General features: G+C 46.1%; 22 protein-coding genes and 1 tRNA gene. 12 read left to right on the top strand and 11 right to left on the bottom strand.

Annotated features, from left to right (window positions below; translation table 11 throughout):
- Nucleotide 1: 1 nt before the first annotated feature.
- Nucleotides 2-937 carry a YbgA family protein gene (locus VBY75_RS03165; protein ID WP_199494705.1) on the bottom strand — a complete coding sequence of 312 codons (936 nt, stop codon included), beginning with the start codon at nucleotides 935-937 and terminating at the stop codon, nucleotides 2-4.
- A gap of 145 nt (nucleotides 938-1,082) precedes the next feature.
- Here VBY75_RS03165 and VBY75_RS03170 point away from each other — a divergent pair, with 145 nt between their 5' ends.
- The 3 genes from VBY75_RS03170 (at nucleotide 1,083) to VBY75_RS03180 (ending at nucleotide 3,037) form a co-directional block, all read left to right on the top strand.
- Nucleotides 1,083-1,661, top strand: coding sequence for an LON peptidase substrate-binding domain-containing protein (locus VBY75_RS03170; RefSeq protein WP_416510993.1), 579 nt, complete (start codon nucleotides 1,083-1,085; stop codon nucleotides 1,659-1,661).
- An 88-nt stretch (nucleotides 1,662-1,749) separates the two neighbouring features.
- Nucleotides 1,750-2,370 (top strand): sigma-70 family RNA polymerase sigma factor, encoded by a 621-nt coding sequence (locus VBY75_RS03175; RefSeq protein ID WP_054487569.1) that lies wholly within the window; start codon nucleotides 1,750-1,752, stop codon nucleotides 2,368-2,370.
- Nucleotides 2,360-3,037: a ChrR family anti-sigma-E factor gene (locus VBY75_RS03180; protein WP_054487567.1), complete on the top strand. Its 678-nt coding sequence runs from the start codon at nucleotides 2,360-2,362 to the stop codon at nucleotides 3,035-3,037. Before VBY75_RS03175 ends, VBY75_RS03180 begins: the two co-directional genes overlap by 11 nt.
- A 45-nt stretch (nucleotides 3,038-3,082) precedes the next feature.
- Here the strand turns inward: VBY75_RS03180 and VBY75_RS03185 are convergent, their stop codons facing one another.
- From VBY75_RS03185 to thrS, 7 genes are all read right to left on the bottom strand, one after another.
- The gene (locus VBY75_RS03185) at nucleotides 3,083-3,379 is read right to left on the bottom strand and encodes an integration host factor subunit alpha (RefSeq protein ID WP_054487565.1); all 297 of its coding nucleotides are present in this window, start codon (nucleotides 3,377-3,379) and stop codon (nucleotides 3,083-3,085) included.
- Nucleotides 3,380-3,382: 3 nt separating this feature from the next.
- Entirely contained in the window at nucleotides 3,383-5,770 is a 2,388-nt protein-coding gene (pheT, locus tag VBY75_RS03190) for a phenylalanine--tRNA ligase subunit beta (protein WP_416510997.1), read from the bottom strand.
- Nucleotides 5,771-5,783: 13 nt separating this feature from the next.
- A complete protein-coding gene (gene pheS, locus VBY75_RS03195) occupies nucleotides 5,784-6,764 on the bottom strand; it encodes a phenylalanine--tRNA ligase subunit alpha (protein ID WP_011234641.1) in 981 nt (326 codons plus the stop codon).
- 123 nt (nucleotides 6,765-6,887) lie between these two features.
- Nucleotides 6,888-7,241: a 50S ribosomal protein L20 gene (gene rplT / locus VBY75_RS03200; RefSeq protein ID WP_011234642.1), complete on the bottom strand. Its 354-nt coding sequence runs from the start codon at nucleotides 7,239-7,241 to the stop codon at nucleotides 6,888-6,890.
- Nucleotides 7,242-7,254: 13 nt separating this feature from the next.
- Nucleotides 7,255-7,452 carry a 50S ribosomal protein L35 gene (gene rpmI, locus VBY75_RS03205; RefSeq protein ID WP_054487561.1) on the bottom strand — a complete coding sequence of 66 codons (198 nt, stop codon included), beginning with the start codon at nucleotides 7,450-7,452 and terminating at the stop codon, nucleotides 7,255-7,257.
- Between the two features lie 73 nt (nucleotides 7,453-7,525).
- Entirely contained in the window at nucleotides 7,526-8,071 is a 546-nt protein-coding gene (infC, locus tag VBY75_RS03210) for a translation initiation factor IF-3 (RefSeq protein ID WP_011234644.1), read from the bottom strand.
- 19 nt (nucleotides 8,072-8,090) lie between these two features.
- Nucleotides 8,091-10,007 (bottom strand): threonine--tRNA ligase, encoded by a 1,917-nt coding sequence (gene thrS, locus VBY75_RS03215; protein ID WP_273022030.1) that lies wholly within the window; start codon nucleotides 10,005-10,007, stop codon nucleotides 8,091-8,093.
- 168 nt (nucleotides 10,008-10,175) lie between these two features.
- On the opposite strand from thrS, the gene VBY75_RS03220 reads away from it, so the two are divergent.
- A complete protein-coding gene (locus tag VBY75_RS03220; RefSeq protein WP_054487556.1) occupies nucleotides 10,176-11,069 on the top strand; it encodes a DMT family transporter in 894 nt (297 codons plus the stop codon).
- A 69-nt stretch (nucleotides 11,070-11,138) separates the two neighbouring features.
- Nucleotides 11,139-11,348 carry a CPXCG motif-containing cysteine-rich protein gene (locus VBY75_RS03225; RefSeq protein WP_054487553.1) on the top strand — a complete coding sequence of 70 codons (210 nt, stop codon included), beginning with the start codon at nucleotides 11,139-11,141 and terminating at the stop codon, nucleotides 11,346-11,348.
- Here the strand turns inward: VBY75_RS03225 and VBY75_RS03230 are convergent.
- A complete protein-coding gene (locus VBY75_RS03230; RefSeq protein WP_054487552.1) occupies nucleotides 11,342-11,950 on the bottom strand; it encodes a riboflavin synthase in 609 nt (202 codons plus the stop codon). The genes VBY75_RS03225 and VBY75_RS03230 overlap by 7 nt on opposite strands.
- A gap of 30 nt (nucleotides 11,951-11,980) precedes the next feature.
- On the opposite strand from VBY75_RS03230, the gene VBY75_RS03235 reads away from it, so the two are divergent.
- Nucleotides 11,981-13,015: a DUF3080 domain-containing protein gene (locus VBY75_RS03235; RefSeq protein ID WP_054487550.1), complete on the top strand. Its 1,035-nt coding sequence runs from the start codon at nucleotides 11,981-11,983 to the stop codon at nucleotides 13,013-13,015.
- A gap of 37 nt (nucleotides 13,016-13,052) precedes the next feature.
- Here the strand turns inward: VBY75_RS03235 and VBY75_RS03240 are convergent, their stop codons facing one another.
- Entirely contained in the window at nucleotides 13,053-13,316 is a 264-nt protein-coding gene (locus VBY75_RS03240; protein ID WP_054487548.1) for a hypothetical protein, read from the bottom strand.
- A gap of 213 nt (nucleotides 13,317-13,529) precedes the next feature.
- On the opposite strand from VBY75_RS03240, the gene VBY75_RS03245 reads away from it, so the two are divergent.
- From VBY75_RS03245 to dbpA, 3 genes are all read left to right on the top strand, one after another.
- A tRNA-Val gene (locus tag VBY75_RS03245) sits at nucleotides 13,530-13,606 on the top strand.
- 77 nt (nucleotides 13,607-13,683) lie between these two features.
- A complete protein-coding gene (locus VBY75_RS03250) occupies nucleotides 13,684-14,565 on the top strand; it encodes a DMT family transporter (RefSeq protein ID WP_416511002.1) in 882 nt (293 codons plus the stop codon).
- A gap of 75 nt (nucleotides 14,566-14,640) precedes the next feature.
- Nucleotides 14,641-16,041: an ATP-dependent RNA helicase DbpA gene (gene dbpA, locus VBY75_RS03255; RefSeq protein ID WP_278355957.1), complete on the top strand. Its 1,401-nt coding sequence runs from the start codon at nucleotides 14,641-14,643 to the stop codon at nucleotides 16,039-16,041.
- A 77-nt stretch (nucleotides 16,042-16,118) separates the two neighbouring features.
- Here dbpA and katG read toward each other — a convergent pair whose 3' ends face one another.
- Nucleotides 16,119-18,374 carry a catalase/peroxidase HPI gene (gene katG / locus VBY75_RS03260; RefSeq protein ID WP_199494679.1) on the bottom strand — a complete coding sequence of 752 codons (2,256 nt, stop codon included), beginning with the start codon at nucleotides 18,372-18,374 and terminating at the stop codon, nucleotides 16,119-16,121.
- 233 nt (nucleotides 18,375-18,607) lie between these two features.
- Here katG and VBY75_RS03265 point away from each other — a divergent pair, with 233 nt between their 5' ends.
- From VBY75_RS03265 to VBY75_RS03275, 3 genes are all read left to right on the top strand, one after another.
- Nucleotides 18,608-21,433 carry a TonB-dependent receptor domain-containing protein gene (locus VBY75_RS03265; RefSeq protein ID WP_416511005.1) on the top strand — a complete coding sequence of 942 codons (2,826 nt, stop codon included), beginning with the start codon at nucleotides 18,608-18,610 and terminating at the stop codon, nucleotides 21,431-21,433.
- 8 nt (nucleotides 21,434-21,441) lie between these two features.
- Nucleotides 21,442-22,611, top strand: a complete 1,170-nt coding sequence (locus tag VBY75_RS03270) for a M14 family metallopeptidase (protein WP_416511007.1) — start codon at nucleotides 21,442-21,444, stop codon at nucleotides 22,609-22,611.
- A 105-nt stretch (nucleotides 22,612-22,716) separates the two neighbouring features.
- On the top strand, nucleotides 22,717-23,325 hold the full coding sequence (locus tag VBY75_RS03275) for an outer membrane protein (protein ID WP_054487537.1): 609 nt from the start codon (nucleotides 22,717-22,719) through the stop codon (nucleotides 23,323-23,325).
- Nucleotides 23,326-23,420: the final 95 nt, after the last annotated feature.

Genomic DNA, 23,420 nt, shown 5'->3' on the forward strand with positions numbered 1-23,420 from the left:
TTTATAGCCCATAACGTAATTTTAAATCTTCAGGGTACGGTTTCAGGTACCACTGACCTTCCAGGTACTCTTTTGGAAACTCTCTGAGATAATGTCGTATTAGTGTGAGTGGGGACATAAGCGGTAAAATACCGTCATGATACTGAAGAATTATGTCGCTCAGTTCTTCCCTGCGTCGCTGTTCAAGATCGGATTTAAAATAGCCCTGAATATGTTGAAGTACGTTGGTATGGTTTTTACGCGACGCCGGCTTAGCTAAAGCGTCCATAACGTCGACAATGTATTGTTGAGCAAATACGTCGTCAATAACATCCTGCTCGCCCAGACGTTTGCCCAGTTCACGGTAAGCCTGCTGGTTGTGAGCCAGCAACAGCAACTTGCAACTTTGGTGAAACTGCAAAAGCCGATGTTTTGATAGGTTATTCCTAACTTCTTTCCACTGATTAAAAACATAGACGCGCATAACGAAGTTTTCGCGCAAGTGAGGGTCATTCAACCGCCCGTCTTCTTCTAAAGGTAACGCCGGATTATTCTCCTTAAGCCGGGCTGCAAAAATACCCATTCCCGCTTTTTGCGCATGGCCGGTTTCGGGATCATACAACTTAACACGCTCCATACCGCAACTGGGCGACTTAGCACAAAGAATATAGCCACTCAGCTCATCAACTTTAACCTGAACCTTGTCAGCAAAAGTCGCTAAGTCTTTTGTTACATTTTGCCCCGTCTTAGGCACCACCGCTTGAACAGTATCGTGCTGTTCAAGTCTAATGGTTGGTCTGGGCACCGGCATTCCTATTCCAACCTCCGGACAAAAACGTACAAGCTGAATGTGTCGGCTTAGCTCATCGACACAGAAAGAAGATTTTTTATGTCCCCCATCAAACCTGACTTCGTCACCCATCAAACAGGAACTGATACCAACCTTTAGTTTCACAATGTTATCCTTATTCACGTTTCCTGATGATAACCTACGGTATATCGCTAAAAATAGTTTGTCATTTACAAGATAAAAAAGATCCAACAAGACCCGCGCCGACGTAATGTTTGTTAAATGTTCAAAGTCGCTAACCAAATGAGGTTATATGCAGCAGTATCAGCAGTTACCGCTATTCCCGCTCACAGCGCATATAATGCCGGGCGGGCGCATGAAACTAAAAGTGTTCGAGCCTCGCTATACTCGGTTAGTTAAAGAGTGTCTGCAGAACGACAGCGAATTTGTTGTAGCCATGTTCAATAATGAACATGCCGCGACATCTGCTGACTATTTGCTGCCTTATGCAACCACAGTGAAAATCATTGATTTTGAACCGAGAGATGACGGCTTATTAGGTATTACCGTTGAAGGAAAAAACCGGGTTCGAATCGATGAACACTGGTCAGAGAGTGACAAGCTCAGATTCGGCAAAGTTGAATACCTTGAGAACTGGCCGGAACTTGCGCTTGATGCAACCTCAAATAAGTTAAAAACCCGGCTTCAGGAAGCATTTGAAACTTACCCTGAACTTTCTGAGTTGCTGCCTGATTTGGGCTACGAAAATCTGGACTGGATCTGTTCACGTTGGCTGGAAATACTGCCATTGGATGTTTACACCAAACAAGAACTTATTCGATGCGAAAATTGTCTTAAAGCAAAGGAATATCTGCTAGACTTAATTCGTTAATTGAATAAATATTCTGCCATCCGGGTGATCTTTTTTTTTAGCACCCCGTAATAGTTAGAACTAGTGAACAAAAGTAGCAGGTCTAATTATGCAAATGATGTCAGAAAGAACATCGACTCGGGGGTCTATGACTACCACCCAGACAGACGCTGCAGATAGAGCAGCGGAACTGCTGGCAAAGATCGCAGAAAATAGAAGTCGTGCTGCCTTTAGTGAACTTTTCAGGCAATTTGCACCAAAACTGCAATCCTACGCTACAAGACAATTTGGTAATGAACAAACCGCTATGGACTTAGTCCAGGAAACCATGACAAACGTCTGGCATAAAGCGCATTTGTTCAAGCCTGACCGTGGTTCACCTTCTACATGGATATTTACCATAGCGCGTAATATTCGTTTTGACTTACTCCGTAAGAACAAAAAACGTAAAGACGATATTAGTGCCGATGAACTATGGCCTATCCTCTCTGAACAAAACGACAGTCTCGATGACGGTTATGCGTTAGATCATGATGTGTTAATGCAGGAAATTTCGTTTTATTACGCACAACTGCCTGACGCACAACGCGTTGTTATAGAAAAGATTTATATTGAAGGCAAGTCCCAACAAGAAGTATCCGATGCACTGGGAGTGCCTTTAGGGACAATTAAGTCCCGTACTCGTCTAGCATTAAAAAAATTGAAAGAGTTGATAGTCGATGATAATTAAATCACATCCAGGCGAAGGCCTTTTATACCAGTACGCTGCAGGTGACTTAAGTGCAGCGATGACGCTTGTCGTTGGGACACACATCGATATGTGTAAAGCATGTCGTCAAACAGTGTGTGAAATTGAACAAAAGCTGTGTGAAGAAAACCTGGATACTCTTGTTAGTGTCGCCAGCACTACCATGAGCAAGTCTCAGTGCGATCAAATGCTGGAAGCTATCTTTGCGTCTTCAGCATGTAACAAGCAAACTCGTCAGCCAAATGAGATACTTTCTCTGGAAGGTCGTCGATTCACTTTGCCCCGCACTTTAGCTCACAATAGCCATCGTATTGGTGAATGGTCTAAGCTGGTCGGAAAACTCTGGAGAGCACCTTTGACGTTGGATAACGGTAACCAAACTAACCTTATCTATATGGCACCCGGTGCAAAAGTGCCTGAACATACGCACAAAGGTCAGGAAGCGACATTGGTCATTGATGGCGTTTTTAACGATGAAAAAAGTGAATACCGGGATGGTGACTTTGTTTTGTTGGATCCAAGCAGAACGCATACACCGGAGACACAGGATGAAGATTGCTTAACTTTGGCAACATTAGATGCACCACTGCATTTTACTTCTGGCATCAGTCGTTTATTAAACCCCTTTAGCCAGTTGTTCTTTCGCTAATTCAAGTAATAAAATTTAGTACCTAAATACGAAAAGAGCCTGAAGTTAACCTTCAGGCTCTGCGTTTTCTACACGGCTTTTAAATTTTTGCCCGGGTTTAAAAGTAACCACGCGACGCGCCGAAATTGGAATTTCTTCACCCGTTTTAGGATTACGGCCAGGGCGCTGATTTTTGGTTCGCAGTTCAAAGTTGCCAAAACCTGACAACTTCACTTGCTCCCCTTTTTCCAAAGCAACTCTGATTTCTTCAAAAAAATCTTCAACCAACACTTTGGCATCTTGTTTACTAATACCGTATTTGTCGAACAGTACTTCCGCCAATTCTGCTTTGGTCAGCGCCATAGTTTAATCCCTCAATGTTGCATTAAACTCACTCTTTAATGTCTCAATAAATTTCGTCATAAGCTCAGTGACCTCGGCTTCTTCAAGCGTCTTGTCGCTGTCTTGTAATGTCACAGACAGTGCCAAGCTCTGCTTACCTTCTGGTACACCGTCGCCGACATAAACATCAAACAAGTTTAGGTCAACTAACTGTTTTACGCCAACATTTTCCATCGCAGCTATCAGCTCACCCGCCGCAATATGCTTATCAACGACGACAGCAAGGTCCCTGCGAATGGATGGATAGCGAGAGACGGGCTTTGCCAACGGTAAAGGTCGTTGAGTCACAGCTGATAACGACAACTCGAAAACAAAGGTGCGTTGATTAAGACCGAGAGCCTTATCAAACTTCGGATGTAAAGCACCGATGTCACCAACTTTTTCAGAGCCATGGTAAATAGCCGCCGACTGCCCCGGATGCAAAGCCGGGTTTTGCGACGCAACAAACCGAAATTCAGCTGAATTACCCGTTTTAGCTAACAGGGCTTCGACATCCCCTTTCACGTCATAAAAGTCAACGCTGCGATCACCTTCAGACCAATGCTCTGAATGCGCTTTACCAGACCGTATACCGCTGATTACCGCTTCCTGACGAACGCCATTTTCTGCCGACTCATCGGGGATAAAACGTAATCCCGTTTCAACAAAAGCTAAAACAGCCTGTTGACGCTTCTGGTTATGAGCAACCGCGCCGACTAAGCCCGGCCACAAGCTCACACGCATAGAAGACATATCCACTGAAATTGGGTGTGGCAAGGTCAGTGCTGCAGTTTCATCAAACATTAACGCCTGGTGTTTAGGATCAACAAAGCTGTAAGTTATTGCTTCCTGATAACCACGGCAGACCATAGCATCAATCAGTTTGTGAGTACTAAGCTCGCCTTCTTTACGCTCTGTCATGCGCAGTTGAGCTGCAGGAGGCGCTGCCTGAATTGAGTTGTAACCGTAGATACGGGCAACTTCTTCAATCAAGTCTTCTTCTATACTCAAGTCAAAGCGGTATGAAGGAATACCGACTTGCCATTGCTGGCCGTCAAATGAAACATCAAAGCCTAAACGCTCTAAAATTTCGGTAACGCTATCGTCAGCAATGCTAACGCCTAACACTTTTGCTAAGCGGCTAATTCTTAGTGTGATATCCGAGCGTTGTGGTAAAAACTCTTCTGACACCGCTTCGGTTACCGGCCCCGCTTCACCACCGCAAATTGCCAACAATAATTCTGTGGCTCTCTCCATAGCAGCGCGCTGCAACTGGGGGTCTACGCCGCGCTCGTAACGATGCGAAGCGTCGGTATGCAAACCATAACGGCGGGCTTTTCCTAAAATAGCATCCGGTGCGAAGAACGCACTTTCCAGAAAGATGTTCTTGCTGTTTTCAGTAACACCGCTGTTCTTACCACCGTAAACACCAGCCATTGCTAATGCTTTGTTATCATCGGCAATAACCAGGGTATCCTCATCCAACTCAACTTCTTGATCATCAAGCAAAGTAAGCTGTTCTTTAGGCTGGGCTAAACGAACCGTTATGTCGCCCTCTAACGCATCTAAGTCAAACGCATGCATTGGGTGACCCAGCTCTAGCAACACGTAGTTAGTGACATCAACGACCGGATCAATGCTGCGAATACCACTACGTCTTAATTTCTCTGTCATCCAGACCGGCGTTGGGCGGGTTAAATCCACACCCTTAACAACCCGGCCTAAATAACGCGGACATTGCTCTGCAGCCGACAAAGTAATACTTAGTGCGTCATCAATAGTCGCTTTCACTTCACTGCTTTGTGGTGCTGACACATCCATACGATTCAACACACCCACCTCACGCGCTATACCTCTAATACTCAGGCAGTCACCACGGTTAGGTGTTAAGTCAATATCGATACTGTTGTCATCAAGCTGCAGGTACTTACGATAATCTTCGCCTACCGGAGCATCTGTTGGTAGCTCGATAATGCCTTCATGTTCATCAATCAGACCTAACTCTTTAAACGAACACAGCATTCCGTTTGATGGCTGACCACGCAGTTTTGCTTTTTTGATTTTGAAGTCGCCGGGTAAAACTGCACCGACTTTAGCAACAGCAACTTTAATGCCCTGGCGGCAGTTCGGCGCACCACAAACAATATCAACAGGCTCGCTTTCGCCAACGTTAACTTTGGTAATTTGTAGTTTATCTGCGTCCGGGTGAGGACCACATTCAATCACTTCACCAACGACGACAGTATGGAATTCATCGGCAACCGGCTCAACAGCATCTACTTCAAGACCTGCCATGCTGAGCTGCTCACTCAATTCATGACTGCTGATGTCGGGGTTAACCCATTCCCTTAACCATTGTTCACTGAATTTCATTGCTTACTGCCCGTTAGTTGAATTGTTTGAGGAAACGCAGATCGTTCTCGAAGAACGCACGTAAGTCATTCACGCCGTAGCGCAACATGGTAAGACGCTCAACGCCCATACCAAACGCAAAGCCGGTGTACTTTTCCGAATCAATGCCTACCGCCTTCAATACGTTTGGGTGCACCATGCCGCAACCTAAAACTTCTAGCCATTTACCGTCTTTACCCATTACATCAACTTCTGCTGAAGGTTCGGTAAACGGGAAGTACGAAGGTCTGAAACGCACCGTCAGCGACTCTTCGAAAAAGTGATTCAGGAAGTCTTCTAAAATTCCTTTTAATTGCGTAAAGCTGACATCGGTATCAACCATTAACCCTTCGACCTGGTGAAACATTGGCGTGTGGGTCTGATCGTAATCGTTCCGGTACACACGGCCCGGAGAAATGATACGCAATGGAGGTTTTTCATTCTCCATAGTACGAATTTGCACACCAGAGGTTTGTGTACGCAGCATTGTTGAGGGAGTGAAATAAAACGTATCGTGATCAGCTCGAGCCGGATGATTCGCTGGAATATTCAGCGCATCGAAGTTATGAAAACCGTCTTCTACTTCCGGACCTTCTTTTACGCTAAAACCTAAGTCACCGAAAAACTGTTCAATACGACGAATAGTCTGAGTAACCGGATGCACACCACCTACTGCTGAATGCCGTCCGGGCAGAGTAACGTCTATCCGCTCCGCTTCCAGCTTTTGTGCTAACTCAGCCGCTTTCAATAGTTCTTTACGAGCATTGATACTCGTCTGAACTTGCTGTTTGGCTTCGTTAATTTTCTGTCCGGCTTCCCGACGTTCAGACGGATCCAGCTTACCCAAGCCTTTTAAAAGCTCGGTAAGCTGTCCTTTTTTGCCCATATACTCGACGCGGACTTCGTCTAACGCAGTCGGTGAATCTGCGGCCGCAATGGCCGATTCAGCCTGCTCAACAATTTGCTCTAGCTGCATCGTATCCCTCAACAACACAAGATAAATAATAAAGGCGCTATAATAGCGAATTTTCAATGAAAAAGGGAGCCAATTGGCTCCCTTCTGAATCTGTTTATTCTAACCAATAAAGGTCTTGAATAATTACAGTGCGCCTTTTGCTTTCTCAACCAAAGCGGCAAAACCGTTTTGATCATGAACAGCGATATCGGCTAAGATTTTACGATCGATTTCAATAGATGCTTTTTTCAGACCATTGATAAAGCGGCTGTAAGACAGACCGTTTTGACGAGCCGCAGCATTGATACGAACAATCCATAATTGACGGAATTGACGTTTCTTGTTGCGACGGTCACGGTATGCGTATTGACCTGCTTTAGTTACTGCCTGGACCGCTACGCGATAAACGCGACTACGGGCACCATAATAACCTTTCGCCTGCTTCAGGACTTTTTTGTGACGCGCTCTCGCGATTACACCACGTTTTACTCGTGCCATTTGCTATCTCCCCTTATGCGTACGGTAACATGCGAGCGACTAATTGAACGTCGGCCTCATGGACCATGTTCTTCGCGCGAAGCTGACGCTTACGCTTAGGGCTCTTCTTAGTCAGAATGTGACGCAAGTGAGATTGCTTGCACTTAAAACCACCAGAAGCAGTCTTCTTAAAGCGCTTGGAAGCGCCTTTGTTCGATTTCATTTTTGGCATGAAATTAAACTCCGCATTGTTGATAAAAGTGTGAAAGGGTGAGCCTGACAATCAGACTACTTGTAAACCACGATCACTTCTTGTTGGGTGCCAAGACCATAATCATCTGGCGCCCTTCGGCACGTCTTGGGAACGACTCAACAATTGAGATTTCTTCTAAATCGTTTTTAACGCGATTCAGCAATTCAATGCCCAACTCTTGGTGTGCCATTTCCCGGCCACGGAAACGGATAGTGACTTTGGTTTTGTCACCTCCCTCGAGGAAACGACGCAGGTTGCGCAGTTTTACCTGGTAGTCGCCCTCATCAGTACCAGGTCGGAACTTAACTTCCTTAACCTGAATCTGTTTCTGTTTTTTCTTCTGCTCTTTCTGTTCTTTACTCTTTTCAAAGAGGAACTTGCCGTAATCCATCAGGCGGCAGACTGGTGGTTCTGCGTTAGGGCTCATCTCCACCAAATCAACACCAGCTTCTGCTGCTGCATCAAGAGCCTCGTTAATACTGACGACACCAGCTTGTTCACCATCGGTTCCGATTAAGCGAACTTCATCAACGCCTGTAATTTGTTCGTTGATACGGTTTTTATCTGCAGCTTTCTGAGTTCTTTTTCCGCCTTTAATGGTTTATTCCTCCAAACAATTAATCAATTTTGCGAGTACGGACTTCGTCCTCTACACGAGTAATGAAGTCTTCTAACGGGAATTTGCCCAAGTCTTCACCACCACGTGTACGTACCGCAACCTCACCAGCGTCGACTTCTTTGTCGCCGACAACCAGTAAATATGGAACACGTTTTAATGTGTGTTCACGGATTTTAAAGCCTATCTTCTCATTTCTCAAGTCGGCTGATGCACGAATTCCCTTTTCGTTCAGGGTTTTGACAACTTTTCGCACATAATCGCTTTGATTATCCGTGATATTCATTAATACAACTTGCGTTGGCGACAACCACAACGGGAAGTGCCCTGCGTACTCTTCAATAAGAATACCCATAAAGCGTTCAAGTGAGCCCAAAATAGCGCGGTGAATCATAACTGGCGTATGTCGCTCGTTATCTTCGCCCACGTAAGTAGCGCCTAAACGCCCTGGCAACGCAAAATCGAGCTGTATTGTACCACATTGCCAGGCTCTGCCCAGACAATCGAACAAAGTAAATTCTATTTTCGGACCATAAAAGGCCCCTTCACCCGGTAAATAAGAGAAATCGATGTCATTATTCTTCAGAGCCTGAGCCAATGCTGTTTCAGAACGATCCCAGGTAGCATCGTCGCCTAAGCGTTTTTCAGGGCGCGTTGAAAGCTTCACATCGATGTTCTCAAAACCAAAGGTTTTGTAGGTTTCATAAACCATTCTGATGCAACCCGCGACTTCTTCCTGAACCTGCTCTTCAGTACAGAAAATGTGCGCATCATCTTGTGTGAAACCACGAACACGCATCAGACCGTGCAATGCACCTGAAGGTTCATTACGGTGACAGCTACCAAACTCAGCCATACGTAGCGGCAAATCACGGTAAGATTTCAAGCCCTGATTAAAGATTTGAACATGGCCCGGGCAGTTCATTGGCTTAACGGCGTATTCGCGGTTTTCCGATGACGTGGTGAACATCAGTTCTGAAAACTTCTCCCAGTGACCCGATTTTTCCCACAACACCCGGTCCATCATCATAGGACCTTTCACTTCCTGATAGTCATACTCGCGCATCTTCTCACGAATGTAAGTTTCCAGCTCACGGAAAATAGTCCAGCCGTTGTGGTGCCAGAAAACCATACCCGGCGCTTCTTCCTGCCAGTGAAATAAGTCCTGAGCCTTAGCTATTTTACGGTGGTCGCGCTTTTCAGCTTCTTCTAAACGCTGTAAATAGGCTTTTAACTGCTTCTTATCTGCCCAGGCCGTACCGTATATACGCTGCAGCATTTTGTTGTCAGAGTCACCACGCCAGTATGCGCCGGCCATTTTCATAATTTTAAAATGTTGGCAAAATTTCATGTTTGGCACATGAGGGCCACGACACATGTCGACGTATTCTTCGTGATGATAAAGCCCCGGGTTGGCATCGGTTGGGATGTCTTCGTCCAGGATCTCTATTTTATAAGGTTCATGGCGTTCTACGAAAGTTTCACGGGCTTCTTTCCAACTGACCTTTTTCTTAATAACGGCATATTCCGTCTTAGCCAGTTCTTTCATCCGCTTTTCAAGCTTTTCCAGGTCTTCCTGAGTGAAAGTGTGATCAACGTCGATGTCGTAGTAAAAGCCATTATCGATGACCGGACCAATAGCCATTTTCGCATCTGGCCACAGCTGTTTTACCGCGTGCCCCATTAAGTGAGCACAAGAGTGACGAATAATGTGTACGCCGTCGTCATCTTTTGGTGTCACAATTTCAATGCGAGCGTCGTGCTCGATGACTTCACAGGCATCAACCAGCTCACCGTCAATACGGCCAGCGACCGTTGCTTTAGCAAGGCCAGCGCCAATATCGGCAGCCACTTCCATAATGCTTACGGGTTTATCGAATTCGCGTTGACTTCCGTCAGGGAGAGTAATTACAGGCATGAAACTTCCTTTCCAACCAGTGGTGACACCTACCAAGTGCCACGTGCTCTATTTTTGGTTTTAACTGTTCTATAGAAAAAACCTACGAAATTTTTTGCGTTCGGTACCATCGAACGCGAGACGCTACTATAATCGACCGCTTACATTTGAGCAACCGCCGAGCCTGTTTTGACATCAGACATTGCCGGAGAATTGACCGGGCAACTTGCCGCTTTATTAGCCGCCAGTTTTTGGGCTGTCGCCACGCTGCTGTATCACCGCGCCGGTAGTCATTTCTCGCCCTTACAAATGAATTTGGTTAAAGGCGTTATTGCAACTCCCCTGCTTTTGATTGTGAGCCTGTTACTAGGTAACTCGCTGGAACTCAATTCCGGCCTTTGGTTACTTGCCCTAAGCGGTATTATAGGTATTACCATTGGCGACAGTTGTCATTTTGCCGCTCTGCGCCGTTTAGGCCCCTGGCACGCTATGTTACTGGAGTACCTGGCACCGCCACTGGCTGCATTCATGGCCTGGTTATTCTTGAATGACGGTCTATCCACCATTGAAATTACCGGTGCAGTCATAACCTTAAGCGGCGTTCTGTGGGTCGTTACAGAAAAAGCCCCTGACAAACAACCTGCGCTTTCTTTATCTGGTATCTTTTTCGGTTGCGGCGCGGCGCTCTGTCAGGCCACCGGGTTAGTCATGGCTTTTGCGGTACTAATGCAGTCGAATGTTAACGCTATTGATGCGGCATTTGTGCGTCTTGCCGCAGGGTCTTTGTTGCTTGCCATAATTGTCGGGCTTTCAAAGCGAGGCGCGTACAACGCAATCATAAAACAAGTTCGCTCTATCAATCCGTTGCCACTGCTCGGCGCCATTGTATTCGGTACATTTCTGGCTATTTGGCTACAGCAAATTTCAATCGCCAATATCAACCCGGGCCTTACCCAAACCTTGCTATCTACCGCACCACTCTTTTTAATACCGATATCTTTACTGAAAAAACAACGAATTACCCCACGTTCTATAGCCGGAGCCCTAATCTCATTGGGCGGAATCAGTATTTTATTTCTATAGTAAGACGTAGAACCTTATTTCGTTGAGGATGCGAGGATAAACACTGACATCCCGGCAAAGGAGTTACCAATGAACGAAGAAAACTTACAAAGTGTGTCGGTGAAATGCCCGCACTGTGGTCACAATACTTTTTTGGATATTGACGCATCGGAGGGAAATCAGGACTATCAGGAAGAGTGTTCCGCCTGCGGTGACCTCATTCATGTTCAGTTACAGGTTGATGAAGTTAACCAACAGGCGCGCGTTAAAGTAGACGGCAACGACGAACAGTTTTACTGACGTTTAGCCAGCACTCGCTCAACGGTTTCAACAATAGTGATGGTTTGCTGATCAAGTTCAATGTTTAAACTGTCACCCACCTGCGTTGACTCTAAGTTGGTTAAGCGCAACGTTTCAGGAATTAAGTGCAGACTAAAGTAATTTGCGTCTACCTGACCTACCGTCAAACTCGCTCCATTAACTGCAATAAACCCTTTGGCAAACAAATATGGCGTGTATTGCTCCGGGAGTTCTACCCACATAGCGACATTATTGCCGGACGTATCAATTTTAGTCACTTTGCCCTGACAATGAATATGACCAGAAACCGCGTGCCCGCCAATTTCATCGCCTACTTTAAGCGACCGCTCCAGGTTCACCGTATCCCCCTCGCTTAACAACCCCAGGTTCGTTAACCGCAAGGTTTCATCAATAACGTCAAAGTGCACCTGGGTATCGTTAAACTCAACCACAGTTAAACAGCAACCATTTATCGCAATACTTGCACCAATGGCCAAGTTTTGTAGAAATTGAGGTTCAGTTTTAATGACCAAGTGTCGAAAAGATCCTTGGTCAGAGACTGAAAATATCGTAGCTTGGGTTTGGACAATACCGGTAAACATCGATAAAACCTTGTTGCAAGGAATAAAATAATGAAGCGAAGTGTACTGATTTTCAGGCCTTTTGGCTATGTGTTAGTGGTCTTAGGATTATCTGCCTGCTCAGATGATCCCGGACTAACAGAGTACGCCGATAAGCTGAATAACCAAGTTCACAGTACACTCAACCTGCCTGCTCAAACGATACAGGCACCTAAGCCTCAATTGCAGTACCCTGCTAAACGCGATTTAGCGCATAATATTGAGCGAACCAGCATGGGGTTACTGGACAGTCTGCAGCTTAATCATTGCCAGTTAGGCCAGTTGATTGCCGAAAACAACAGCTCGCTGGGCAAGCTAAAAAATGGGTTCAGCCGCTACCATGCTGACCTGACAATGATTCAGGCACTCAATGAATGCATTGAACACCCTGATTCAACCGGTGTTAAAGACAAATTAAAAGAAGCTCTGGCCCATAAAGAGTCACAGCTTAAGAACAGCCTGGCGAACGCCTTTGCCCGCGACGACGGGCTCAGAAAAGCTTTGTCAGTAGGAAATAATTCGTTACCCAAAATACACGTTACCGAATACAACTACGCGGTAAATGCACTGGAACGTTTCACCCGCATACTGGAACGCTGGAGCTACACAAAAAAAGCGGATGACCCGGCAGAACTCATAAAAATGCTTGGCCGTTTAGAGCGTAGTAATTACCTTCCCGACCTTTACCGCACTATGCTGGACTACTCCTATAAATTGGAGAAAATGACCGAACTTCTGCCTGAAATTCCGCAATCGGTTTACTGCCAAAATGACCAAGTACCCGATAAAGCTCTGGAGCTGAAAAAAGCTTTTAACGCCATTTATATTGAAGAAATGCAAGGCGACATAGCGGAAATTATCGAACAGCATCAGCGTTTACTGATGACTCTTGAAAGTCTCGAAGGCATAGCACCTCAGCCCGAGTTAAAGACCTACATTGCAGAGTTGGGTACGCTCAGTAAAAAGCTCACCGATGCATCAGTGCATTTTGTTCGCCCGTGGCAGAGGTTTTACAGTGCCTGTGACTTTACGCCGGGCCTGGATTAAACGTAGCTGACTCAATTTACTGGCGCCGACTTTACGCTTACAGATGCCATATTTTAGTCAGACTGGGGTGTGGCTTACCTTGCTCTTTTTCATGAATTTCATTGATAACGTAGCGTAAACCAAGAAATACCCAGAGCCAGAAAGCCGCAAACAGTGTACCAACCATAATAACGATGACCGATGAACGCATCAAAATATCCACATGCAGAATATTAAACCCAAGCTGCGCGATGATACCCGCTATTCCGGCAAGAAAAAGAAGCCCGGCAAACGCCCGTATTACTCGTAAAAAATTTAACATGAAACCTCCTGAGTCTTTGCCGATTTCCCCCCTATCCCCTTTTATTGAAGCCGAAAAAGAAAATTTGAGCAAATTCAACGGGACTTAAGCGCAACACCTCTGGCTCTGTATTGAATAGAATTTCGACAAACAAATGGGTTTCATAAAAAATCACTTGCACCTGTTAGCGCAAATCACTAATATACCGCCCGTCTTAACGACACTTCTAAATGTGCGTCCGTAGCTCAGTTGGTTAGAGCGCTGCCTTGACATGGCAGAGGTCGGTAGTTCGAGTCTACTCGGACGCACCATTTGAAAATCCCTCTCAAGTCTTCTAAATTCAATACTTTCAGCACGTTAAACTTTTCACATAGAAGTTGACTCATGCATGACTAATTCGGGCATCATACTGGTAGCGTCAGCGGCGCTTTTCTGGGGTTTGTCGGGCGGAATTGCCGGTATTCTCATTAACAACGACTGGGATGCCCTGTTAATCTCTTTCTACCGCGGCGCAATTGGATTAGTATTTGTGCTTATTTGGCTGGCACTGAGGCCTCGATACAGCGGTCTGGCCAATAGTCGGTTATGGCTATGGGCCGTCATTGCAGGGCTGGGTGTAGCCGGTAACTTCGGTTTTTACTTCTTTAGTATTTCCGAAAGCAACGTTGCGGTTGCTGCAACCCTTATGTATTGCGCGCCAATATTTGTTTACCTCATTTCTTTTGCGCTCAAGCTGGAAAGCCCTACGCTCGTAAAATGGGCAGCAATTGCGTTAGTTATGGTGGGTGTTGTGCTGCTGACCCGTGTTTATCAAATGGAAGGGAACAGCATTACCCTGCTGGGTGTGGCAACCGGGTTACTTTCAGGATTGTCCCTGGCTCTTTTTATCTTCGGCTTTAAATACGCCACTCAGCACGGCAGCCCGCAGACCATTCTTAGCATTGCTTTTTTAACCCTTGTTGTGGTGCTGGGTGTTCTGATAGATCCGGCAGAAGCAGCTCAGGTGCCAGGTTCGGTCGACTGGCCCCTATTTGCCATTATTGGGGTGCTTGGCGGCGGTGCATCCTTTATTCTGTATCTTATTGGCTTACGAAGAACACCACCGGCCTTAGCCTCTATTGTGGCCACAATAGAGCCCGTCACGGCTTCGCTTTTCGGCGTAATTGTTTTAGGTGAAATACTGGCTTACTCACAAGTATTAGGCATGCTGCTTATTCTTGTCACTGTCACTGCTTTGGGTGTTTATTCCGGTAAAGAGTCTTCTGATTAAACGGATTATCGCACTACCTTTTGTCCAAAGCCTGTTACAATACACCAAGAAACTTAAACCGAAAGTAGCCTCTTAATGCCTGACCAGACTCCAGCAAAAACAGCCGAAATTACTCAATTTAATCAGCTAAGCTTAGCGCCAGCCTTAATCTCCAGACTGAATGAAATTGGTTATGAACAAATGACGCCAGTTCAGTCATTAAGCTTGCCAGTTATTCTGGATAATGCGGATGCGGTTGTACGGGCCAATACCGGTTCAGGAAAAACAACGGCTTTTGCGCTGGCTCTGCTGTCCAAGTTGAATACTAAAAGCTTTGCCCCACAAGCGTTAGTGCTTTGCCCTACACGCGAATTAGCTCATCAAGTTGCCGAAGAAGTTCGTAACTTAGCTAAATCTATGACGAACATAAAAGTATTAACCTTATGTGGTGGAGAGCCAAGCCGTATCCAGACCAGCTCTCTTGAGCATGGCGCTCATGTACTGGTTGGAACTCCCGGGCGTGTACTTGACCACCTTGAGCAACGAAATGTTGATTTGTCCGCGCTGAACACCTTCGTTCTGGACGAGGCTGACCGTATGCTTGAGATGGGCTTTCAGGAGAGCCTGAGCGCTATTGTTAAGCATATTCCTAAAGCGCGACAAACCCTGTTATTTAGTGCGACTTATCCAAAGAATATCGCGGCTTTGGCTGAGCAGGTAACAACCAAAGCGACCAATATTAATGCGATTCAGGAAGCAGCAAGACCCAGAATTAAACAACACTTTTATGCAATGAACAACGAAGACAGCGCACAACTGGTTATGAGCGTGTTAACGGAGCACCAGCCAGAAAACTGTCTTGTTTTTTGCAACACAAAGAACGAAGTTAAGGACATACTCAGTACGCTGCAGGCAAATAAATTCAGCGTGTTAGCTTTGCATGGAGAGCTTGAACAAAAAGACCGTGATCAGGCAATTATACAATTCAGTAACGGCAGTGTGCGGGTACTTGTAGCAACCGATGTCGCCTCTCGCGGGTTAGATATTGCTGAGCTCGACTTGGTTGTTAATGTTCATATGGCTCACGATTTAGATACCCATACCCACCGTATAGGCCGTACCGGCCGTGCCGGAAAGGAAGGTATGGCTATAACCTTAGTTTCCGCACAGGACGACTATAAAATGCGACTGCTGGAAGACACTTTCGCCGAGCCCATTCAGGTACAACCTGCACCAAACCTACCTGGCATTAAACCTCTGAAAGCGACTATGACAACGCTGCAAATAAGTGGCGGAAAGAAAGATAAGTTAAGACCAGGTGACATTGTCGGAGCACTAACCAAAGACGATGTTCTGAGTGCAGACGATATTGGAAAAATAAAGCTGGAAAGTACGTTTGGTTTTGTTGCCGTACATTCTCGTTTGGCAAAACACGCTTTAGGTCTTATTAGTAACAATAAGATAAAGGGTAAGAAGTTTCGCGCAAAACTGCTTTAAATAATTCAGAGAATCAATAAAAAAACGGTGGCATTTTACCGCCACCGTTTTCACTTCTACTTTCCTGAGCTCAGGTTTTATTTCAGATCAAAACGATCTAACTGCATGACTTTCGTCCATGCTTGAACAAAGTCACCAACAAACTTCTGGTCTGCATCACTCATTGCATAAACTTCTGCAACCGCACGCAATTCAGAGTTCGAACCAAAAATCAGGTCAACCGGCGTTGCTGTATATTTCTGCTCTCCGGTTTTACGGTCGTAACCTTCGTAGATAGCTTCATTGTCCGATGACTGCTTCCATTCGTTATCCATGCTTAGCAGGTTAACGAAAAAGTCATTACTTAATGTACCAGGCTTGTCAGTAAATACACCATGGTCACTGCCATCATAGTTAGCATCTAAACTACGCAAACCACCGACTAATACAGTCATTTCCGGCACGGTTAAGGTTAGCTGGTCAGCTTTATCGACCATGTGCTGAGCTGGCGGCACTCGGTTACCTTCAGCATAATAGTTGCGGAAGGCATCGGCTTTAGGTTCAAGGAAAGAAAACGAATTAACGTCGGTCATTTCCTGAGACGCGTCAGTGCGGCCCGGCTCAAACGGAACGGTCACATCATAGCCAGCGTCTTTCGCTGCTTTTTCAATAGCCGCTGCACCACCAAGAACAATAACGTCAGCTAACGACACTTGCTTGTCGCCTGATAGCTCTTCATTAAAGTCTTCCTGAACACCCTTCAATGTATTTAGCGCTTTCTTAAGCTCAGTTGGGTTATTCGCTTCCCAACTCACCTGAGGCTCTAATGCAATACGAGCACCATTAGCACCACCACGCATGTCAGTACCGCGGAAGCTTGATGCCGATGCCCAGGCTGTACGCACTAACTGAGGTACAGAAAGACCAGAGTCCAGAATTACCGCTTTAAGCTGCTCAATTTCACCATCGTTAATCAGCTCAAAGTCCACTTCAGGGATAGGATCTTGCCATAGAAGATCTTCCTGCGGAGCCATATCGCCAAGATAACGCTGCTTAGGACCCATATCACGGTGCGTCAGCTTGAACCAGGCTTTGGCAAAGGCCAATTCAAACTCTTTAGGGTCTTCGTGGAAGCGCTTAGCGATTTTACGATACTCAGGGTCCTCTTTTAGCGAAAGGTCCGTCGTAAACATAATAGGTGCATGACGTTTGCCTTCAACGTGCGCGTCCGGCACCAGCTCTGACGCCTGACCGTCAACAGGGATCCACTGAATAGCGCCGGCAGGACTCTTTGTCTGTTCCCACTCAAAACCAAACAAGTTATCCAGGTACTGAGTTGTCCATGCGGTTGGATTCACTGACCACGCACCTTCTAAACCACTGGTGATGGTATCTTCAGCGTTACCTTTACCACACTTATTTTTCCAGCCCAGGCCCTGCTCTTCCACACCCGCAGCTGCTGGTTCTGCACCTAAGCAGTCTTCTGGTTTGTGCGCGCCGTGCGCCTTTCCAAAGGTGTGTCCACCGGCAATTAAGGCGACCGTTTCTTCGTCGTTCATTGCCATACGGCCAAAGGTGTCGCGTATATCTTTTGCTGCCAATAACGGATCAGGTTTACCGTTTGGTCCTTCAGGATTAACGTAAATTAAACCCATCTGAACGGCCGCCAAAGGGTTTTCAAGTTCGCGATCACCTGAGTAACGTTCGTCACCGGCTAACCATTCTTTTTCAGGACCCCAGTAAACAATATCGGGTTCCCATGCATCTTCACGTCCACCGGCAAAACCAAAGGTTTCAAACCCCATAGATTCAAGTGCAACGTTACCGGTTAGCACCATCAAGTCAGCCCATGAGATATCTCGGCCGTATTTTTGCTTAACCGGCCACAACAAGCGACGCGCTTTATCTAAACTGACGTTATCCGGCCAGCTGTTCAAAGGTTCAAAACGTTGCTGAGCGCCTGCGGCACCACCACGGCCGTCCTGAACCCTATAAGTTCCGGCTCCGTGCCAGGCCATACGAATAAAGAAAGGACCATAATGACCGTAGTCGGCAGGCCACCAGTCCTGATCCGATGTCATTAGTTCTTCAATGTCTTTTTTGACTTGCTCTAGATCAAGCTGACTGAAAGCCTCAGCGTAATCAAAATCATCGCCATAAGGGTCTGACTCCGGGCTGTGTTGACGTAGAGGCTCTAAATTTAGCTTATTTGGCCACCAAAACTCGTTCGACTTAGGCTCAGGAGAATTCACCTCGTAAGATGAGTTTTCCTGGGCATTGGCAACACCTGATCCCACTGAAAGCGATATCGCAATCGCTACAGTAGAAAGTAAAGGTACTGTTTTATTAAACATGATTAATTACCCTTTTTGTTAGACACAGTAAGTGCGCTATTAATATAGACTAAACGCGGTGTTTTGGGGTGCTCAGATAGATTCGAAAAATAGATTGAGCTAATCGGATAGTCAGCTTTAACGACAAGAGTGATTTGAAAAGTGTTAAGAAAGGTTAAAGATTAAGGTAAAAACGAAGAACCGCATATATACCTATTACAGAGTCATTTGTTAATACGGTGTGGGTTTTCATCATGATTAAATACAAACAAAACTACTTAACACTCTGCTTGTGTACTGCCTTGACGTCTTTTGCCTTTTCCGCGCAAATCTATGCAACTCCCCTTCAGCAGGAAGAAAATGAAACAGACGAAGAGTCTATGGAAAAAATTACCGTTATTGGTAGCAACATCAGCGGCGCTCAGGCAGCCGGAAGGCTTCCTGTTACTACCCTGAATGCGGACGACATAACCAATACAGGCGCGGTAACCGGAGACGAACTGCTCCGCTCTATTCCCCAAATTGGCGACATTAGCTTTAATAACGAACGGGCAATTGGTGGTGTTAACGACGCCCGTGGCGATGTCGCCTCAATTAACTTACGAGGTATAGGAACTGGTAATACATTGACCTTACTGAACGGCCGGCGACTGGTTCTTCATCCGGGCACACAGACTGAAAATTTCGTGCCCGTCACTACCGTCAATTCCAATACCCTACCGGTTTCTGGTTTAAGACGGCTGGAAGTACTTCGGGACGGTGCTTCCGCTCTCTACGGGACTGATGCTGTAGCCGGTGTCGTAAATTATGTCTTGAAAAAGGACACCACTCAAAGCCAGTTAAAACTCAACGCGGGAAATGCCGCCGGTACCTCAATGCAGCAATACTTGGTCAGTGGTTCTACCGGGCTGTTCTTTAACGATGATAAAAGCCATTTAAGTCTCTCTTTCGCTTACTACACCCGCGACGAGATAGGCGCTAACGAACGTTCCTATTCAGCCAGCGAAGACCGTCGCTTTAATGACAGAATACCGGACGAGTTTATAGGCGACACGCAACTGGATAACCGCTCATTGTCTAGCCCCTGGGCCATTTTTGACGGTGAAAACATCGGCCGCTTTCATATACGCCCGGAATCTATGGGGGAATGCTTCCAGAGTTTATCCGACGATGTATGTGCCGCCGAAGGTTCTATCCCAAGAGACATGCGCTATGACTCGGCTCTTGAGGATCAGAGCATGACCTCTGCAATTGATCGAGCGAATCTGTTTGCTTATTTTACCCACAAACTTTCACCGGGTCTGGAGTTTTTCGGCGAAGCTTTATATTACGAAGCCATCTCGAAGCGTCGGCGAGAACAAAACGCTAACTTAACCGCACAGCGTTTTACCATAAGTGAAGACGCTGCATACAACCCTTTTGGCGAAACCGTCACTCTGCGTAACATCCGTCCAATGGATGTTGGCCCCAGAAGGATTGAAGTCGAAGACTCCAGTTACCGCGTGCTGGGAGGGTTAAAGGGTTACTCAAATCAATGGGAGTGGGAATCAGCCTTGCTTTATTCCCGGGCTGACACTCTGGATACCGGATACAACAGAATTCGGGTTAGTGCACTGCAACAAGCGATTAACTCAACCAATATCGACGAAGCTTATAACCCTTTTATTGGTGGAGATCCAAATAATTTAAATAGCGGAACCTCAGTCTATAATTCACCGGAGGTGATAGCCGGACTGACCGAAGACATTACTCGTGACAGCTCTACCGAGCTTGCTCTTTGGGACTTTAAACTGTCCAATCCCGCATTGGCAAACTGGTATGCCGGAGATATAGGCATTGCCACCGGTGTTGAGTATCGTTACGAATCTTACGCTGATGATCGTCACCCCCTACTTGATGGTTCTAATCCATTTTACGATCAAATTACCGGCGAGCTTATGACAAACTCGGACGTACTGGGTAGCAGCTCAACGCCCGATGCTGAAGGAAGTCGCAATGTTTTTTCGGCCTACGCCGAACTCTTAGTCCCCTTGCATCAAACCTTCGATATGCAGTTAGCCTTTCGTTATGAGAAGTTTTCTGATGTAGGCAGCGTCACCAAGCCAAAAATCGCGCTTAGCTGGTTGCCAGCTGAATGGCTGCAGCTGCGTGCGTCCTATTCCGGTGGTTTCCGCGCGCCTAACCTGCCTCAGGTCGTTGAGGAAAGCGTCTCCCGCACCAATACCAGAACCGATCCGGTAATCGACGATCGCTATGGGATAACTGAAGTTCGGGGCGGTAATAGTGAGCTTACTCCTGAAGACGATGAGATTTATAACTTTGGTATTGCGGTTACACCTTTTGATAACTTCCTTATTACGATAGACCGCTGGACCATTGAGCAAGAAGGTGTTGTTGGGATTTTAAACAGCCAGACTCATCTACTTTACGACTCCCTGTTACGCTCACAAGGCGAATCTAACCCTGCAGTTATACGCAACGACGACTTAGAAGTGGTTTACGTCAATAACCAATACGATAACTTAGAGGTTCGTGAAATTTCAGGGACAGATATAAGTATGAGCTACGAAGTAAATACGGAAGCACTTGGACGGTTTAACCTGTCTATAAATGCCGCTCATTTGCGTAAATTTATGCAAACACCTGACCCAATAAGTGCCATTGTTTTAGAGGCACAAGAAAACGGTAACCCTGCGGTGCCCATTGACATACCGGTGGTTGGCGCCGGTGACTTAAGACAGATGAACGGTAACCCCAAATGGCGTTCCTTTGCTCAGCTTAACTGGGATTTAGGGAACTGGGGCGCAGGCATTCGGGTCAACTATATTGATGACTTTTATGAAACAAGCGTAACAACATCTTCAGGTGAAATGATGCCAATTGATAGCTGGACAACAATGGATATCTACCTTGATTACCACTTTAGTCAGAAGTCACTTGATGGCTTAAGCCTGCGGCTAGGCGCACGTAACCTTGCAAATAAAAAGCCTCCAATTGCAGATGAAAGCTTTGGTTACTTTTCCGATGTTCACTCGAACCGTGGGCGCTATACATACGCAACCTTATCATGGGCATTTTAGGAGAATAGATGCTTTCACTGGCCAGTGTCGCGTTATTTAGTCAGTTATCGCTTCAACAACCTGAGGAAGTGAACAAAGGGCCGGAAGACTGCTCTTTTGAGAAAGTCGACTTTACAACCAACTTCGCTGTTGGTCGTTTGCACCATTGTGAGAAAACTGGTGACAATCAATACAGTCTGTACCTTGAACCAGAAAGAGAAAAAATCAATCCGAGCCCTTGGTATGCCTTTGCCGTCGAGAACCTGACTGAAGAGAGTCAAACCATTGATATCACACTGGTCGCCAGTGAAGGGGTATCTCGTTATAAGCCTAAGCGCAGCGCAGGAGACGATATGTGGCATCCCATTCCCTTTTCGGAAGGTGATGGCTGGCTTCAGTTTGAGCTGACGCTATCGGCCCAAACAAAAGAGCTTATAGCCGGGCAGGAGATCATCGATAACGTCCATTACATTGAGTGGCTTAGTAGCTTAATTAAAGAGCCACAACAATCGGAAGTTATTTCTCTGGGCGTTTCTAGTGAAGGCCGCAACTTAGCAGCCTTAGAGCACAAAGTGAAATCCAGCGACAAGTGGATAATACTGATTGGCCGGCAACACCCGCCGGAGGTTACTGGAGCACTTGCCCTGCTCCATTTTGGTGAGCTTTTATTCAGCGACGAAGCTTACGTGGTTAAGTTTCGTCAAAAGTACAATATATTACTGGTTCCTAACATGAACCCGGACGGCGTCTATCATGGCAACTGGCGGTTAACCGCAGCTGGCATCGATATGAACCGCGACTGGAACAGCCAAACGCTTCCGGAAACCCAAGCCTTAACCAACTACCTTGAAAAGCTCGTAGAAAACGGTGGTCAAATAGAGTTTGCGATAGACTTTCACTCCACTCACCGTAATGTCTTTTACACTATGCCTAAAGACTATGAGTCACCAAGTGGCGTCCCTTTAAGAAACCCACAGCGAGTTTATGACTGGATTGAAGAAATAGCCGAAATGGTCGATTCAGTGGAACTCGAATATCAACCGGGTGACCATCCTGAAAGCGGTGTTTTTAAACAATTTATCGCTGATGAGTTCGCCGCTCACGCCGTCACCTATGAAGTCAGTGACAGCGAAGATCGAAATAACATTAAAAGAGTTGCGGAAGCCGCTCTCATTTCTCTGGTGAACCGCCTAGATTAAAGGTTTCGTAAAGTTCATTGCTGCCTGTCGTTGGTGTCGCTATTTTTTAACGCAGGATAGCCAATTGGTTATCTCTGCTTAGCGACTCTCAACAAAGGAAGTATTATGAAGAAAACATTAATTGCAATTGCATTGATTGGAACTTCAACTAGCGCATTAGCGGACTCTCCTAACTGGAATAAACTTCAGGCGTCGTACATTGACACCGATATCGAAACGCCTATTGACGAAGATATCTCAATGGACGGATATGCCGTATCGGGGTCACTATCGCTGAATGAGTCCATTTTTATCTTGGCTAACTTCGACTCTGTTGGCGATGAGTCGGAATTCGGCGATGTCGATTTAGACTCGCTTAACGCCGGCATCGGGTTCAATCATGGCATCACAGAATCCACCGATATTTTTGCAACCGTCACCTACGAAAAGCTTGAACTTGTAGGCTCTGTTGACGACATCGGCTCTGAGTCATTTGATGAATCTGGATACGGTGCCGGACTAGGTGTTCGCTCAATGTTGACAGATTTTCTTGAGTTGTCAGTAAAAGCTGATTACCTGGACATTGATGATGAAAATGCCATTCGTTACGATGCTTCAGCGTTCTTTCATTTGACTGAAAACCTGTCTCTTGGGGTTGGCTATAAACTTTACGACCTCGATGAAATTGACCAGGACATTGATACTGTCGCCGCAACAGTCCGGTACAGTTTTTAATACCAGGATTGTTCCCCTAAACACTGACGTGCGGCTCGATGCAGCGCACGTCAGTATCCTTCCTAATTAAATTTGTTTCTCTAATCTATTATTTT

Origin of the sequence: Idiomarina sp. HB, assembly GCF_048059115.1 — a bacterium.
Taxonomy (GTDB): Bacteria; Pseudomonadota; Gammaproteobacteria; order Enterobacterales; family Alteromonadaceae; genus Idiomarina; species Idiomarina abyssalis.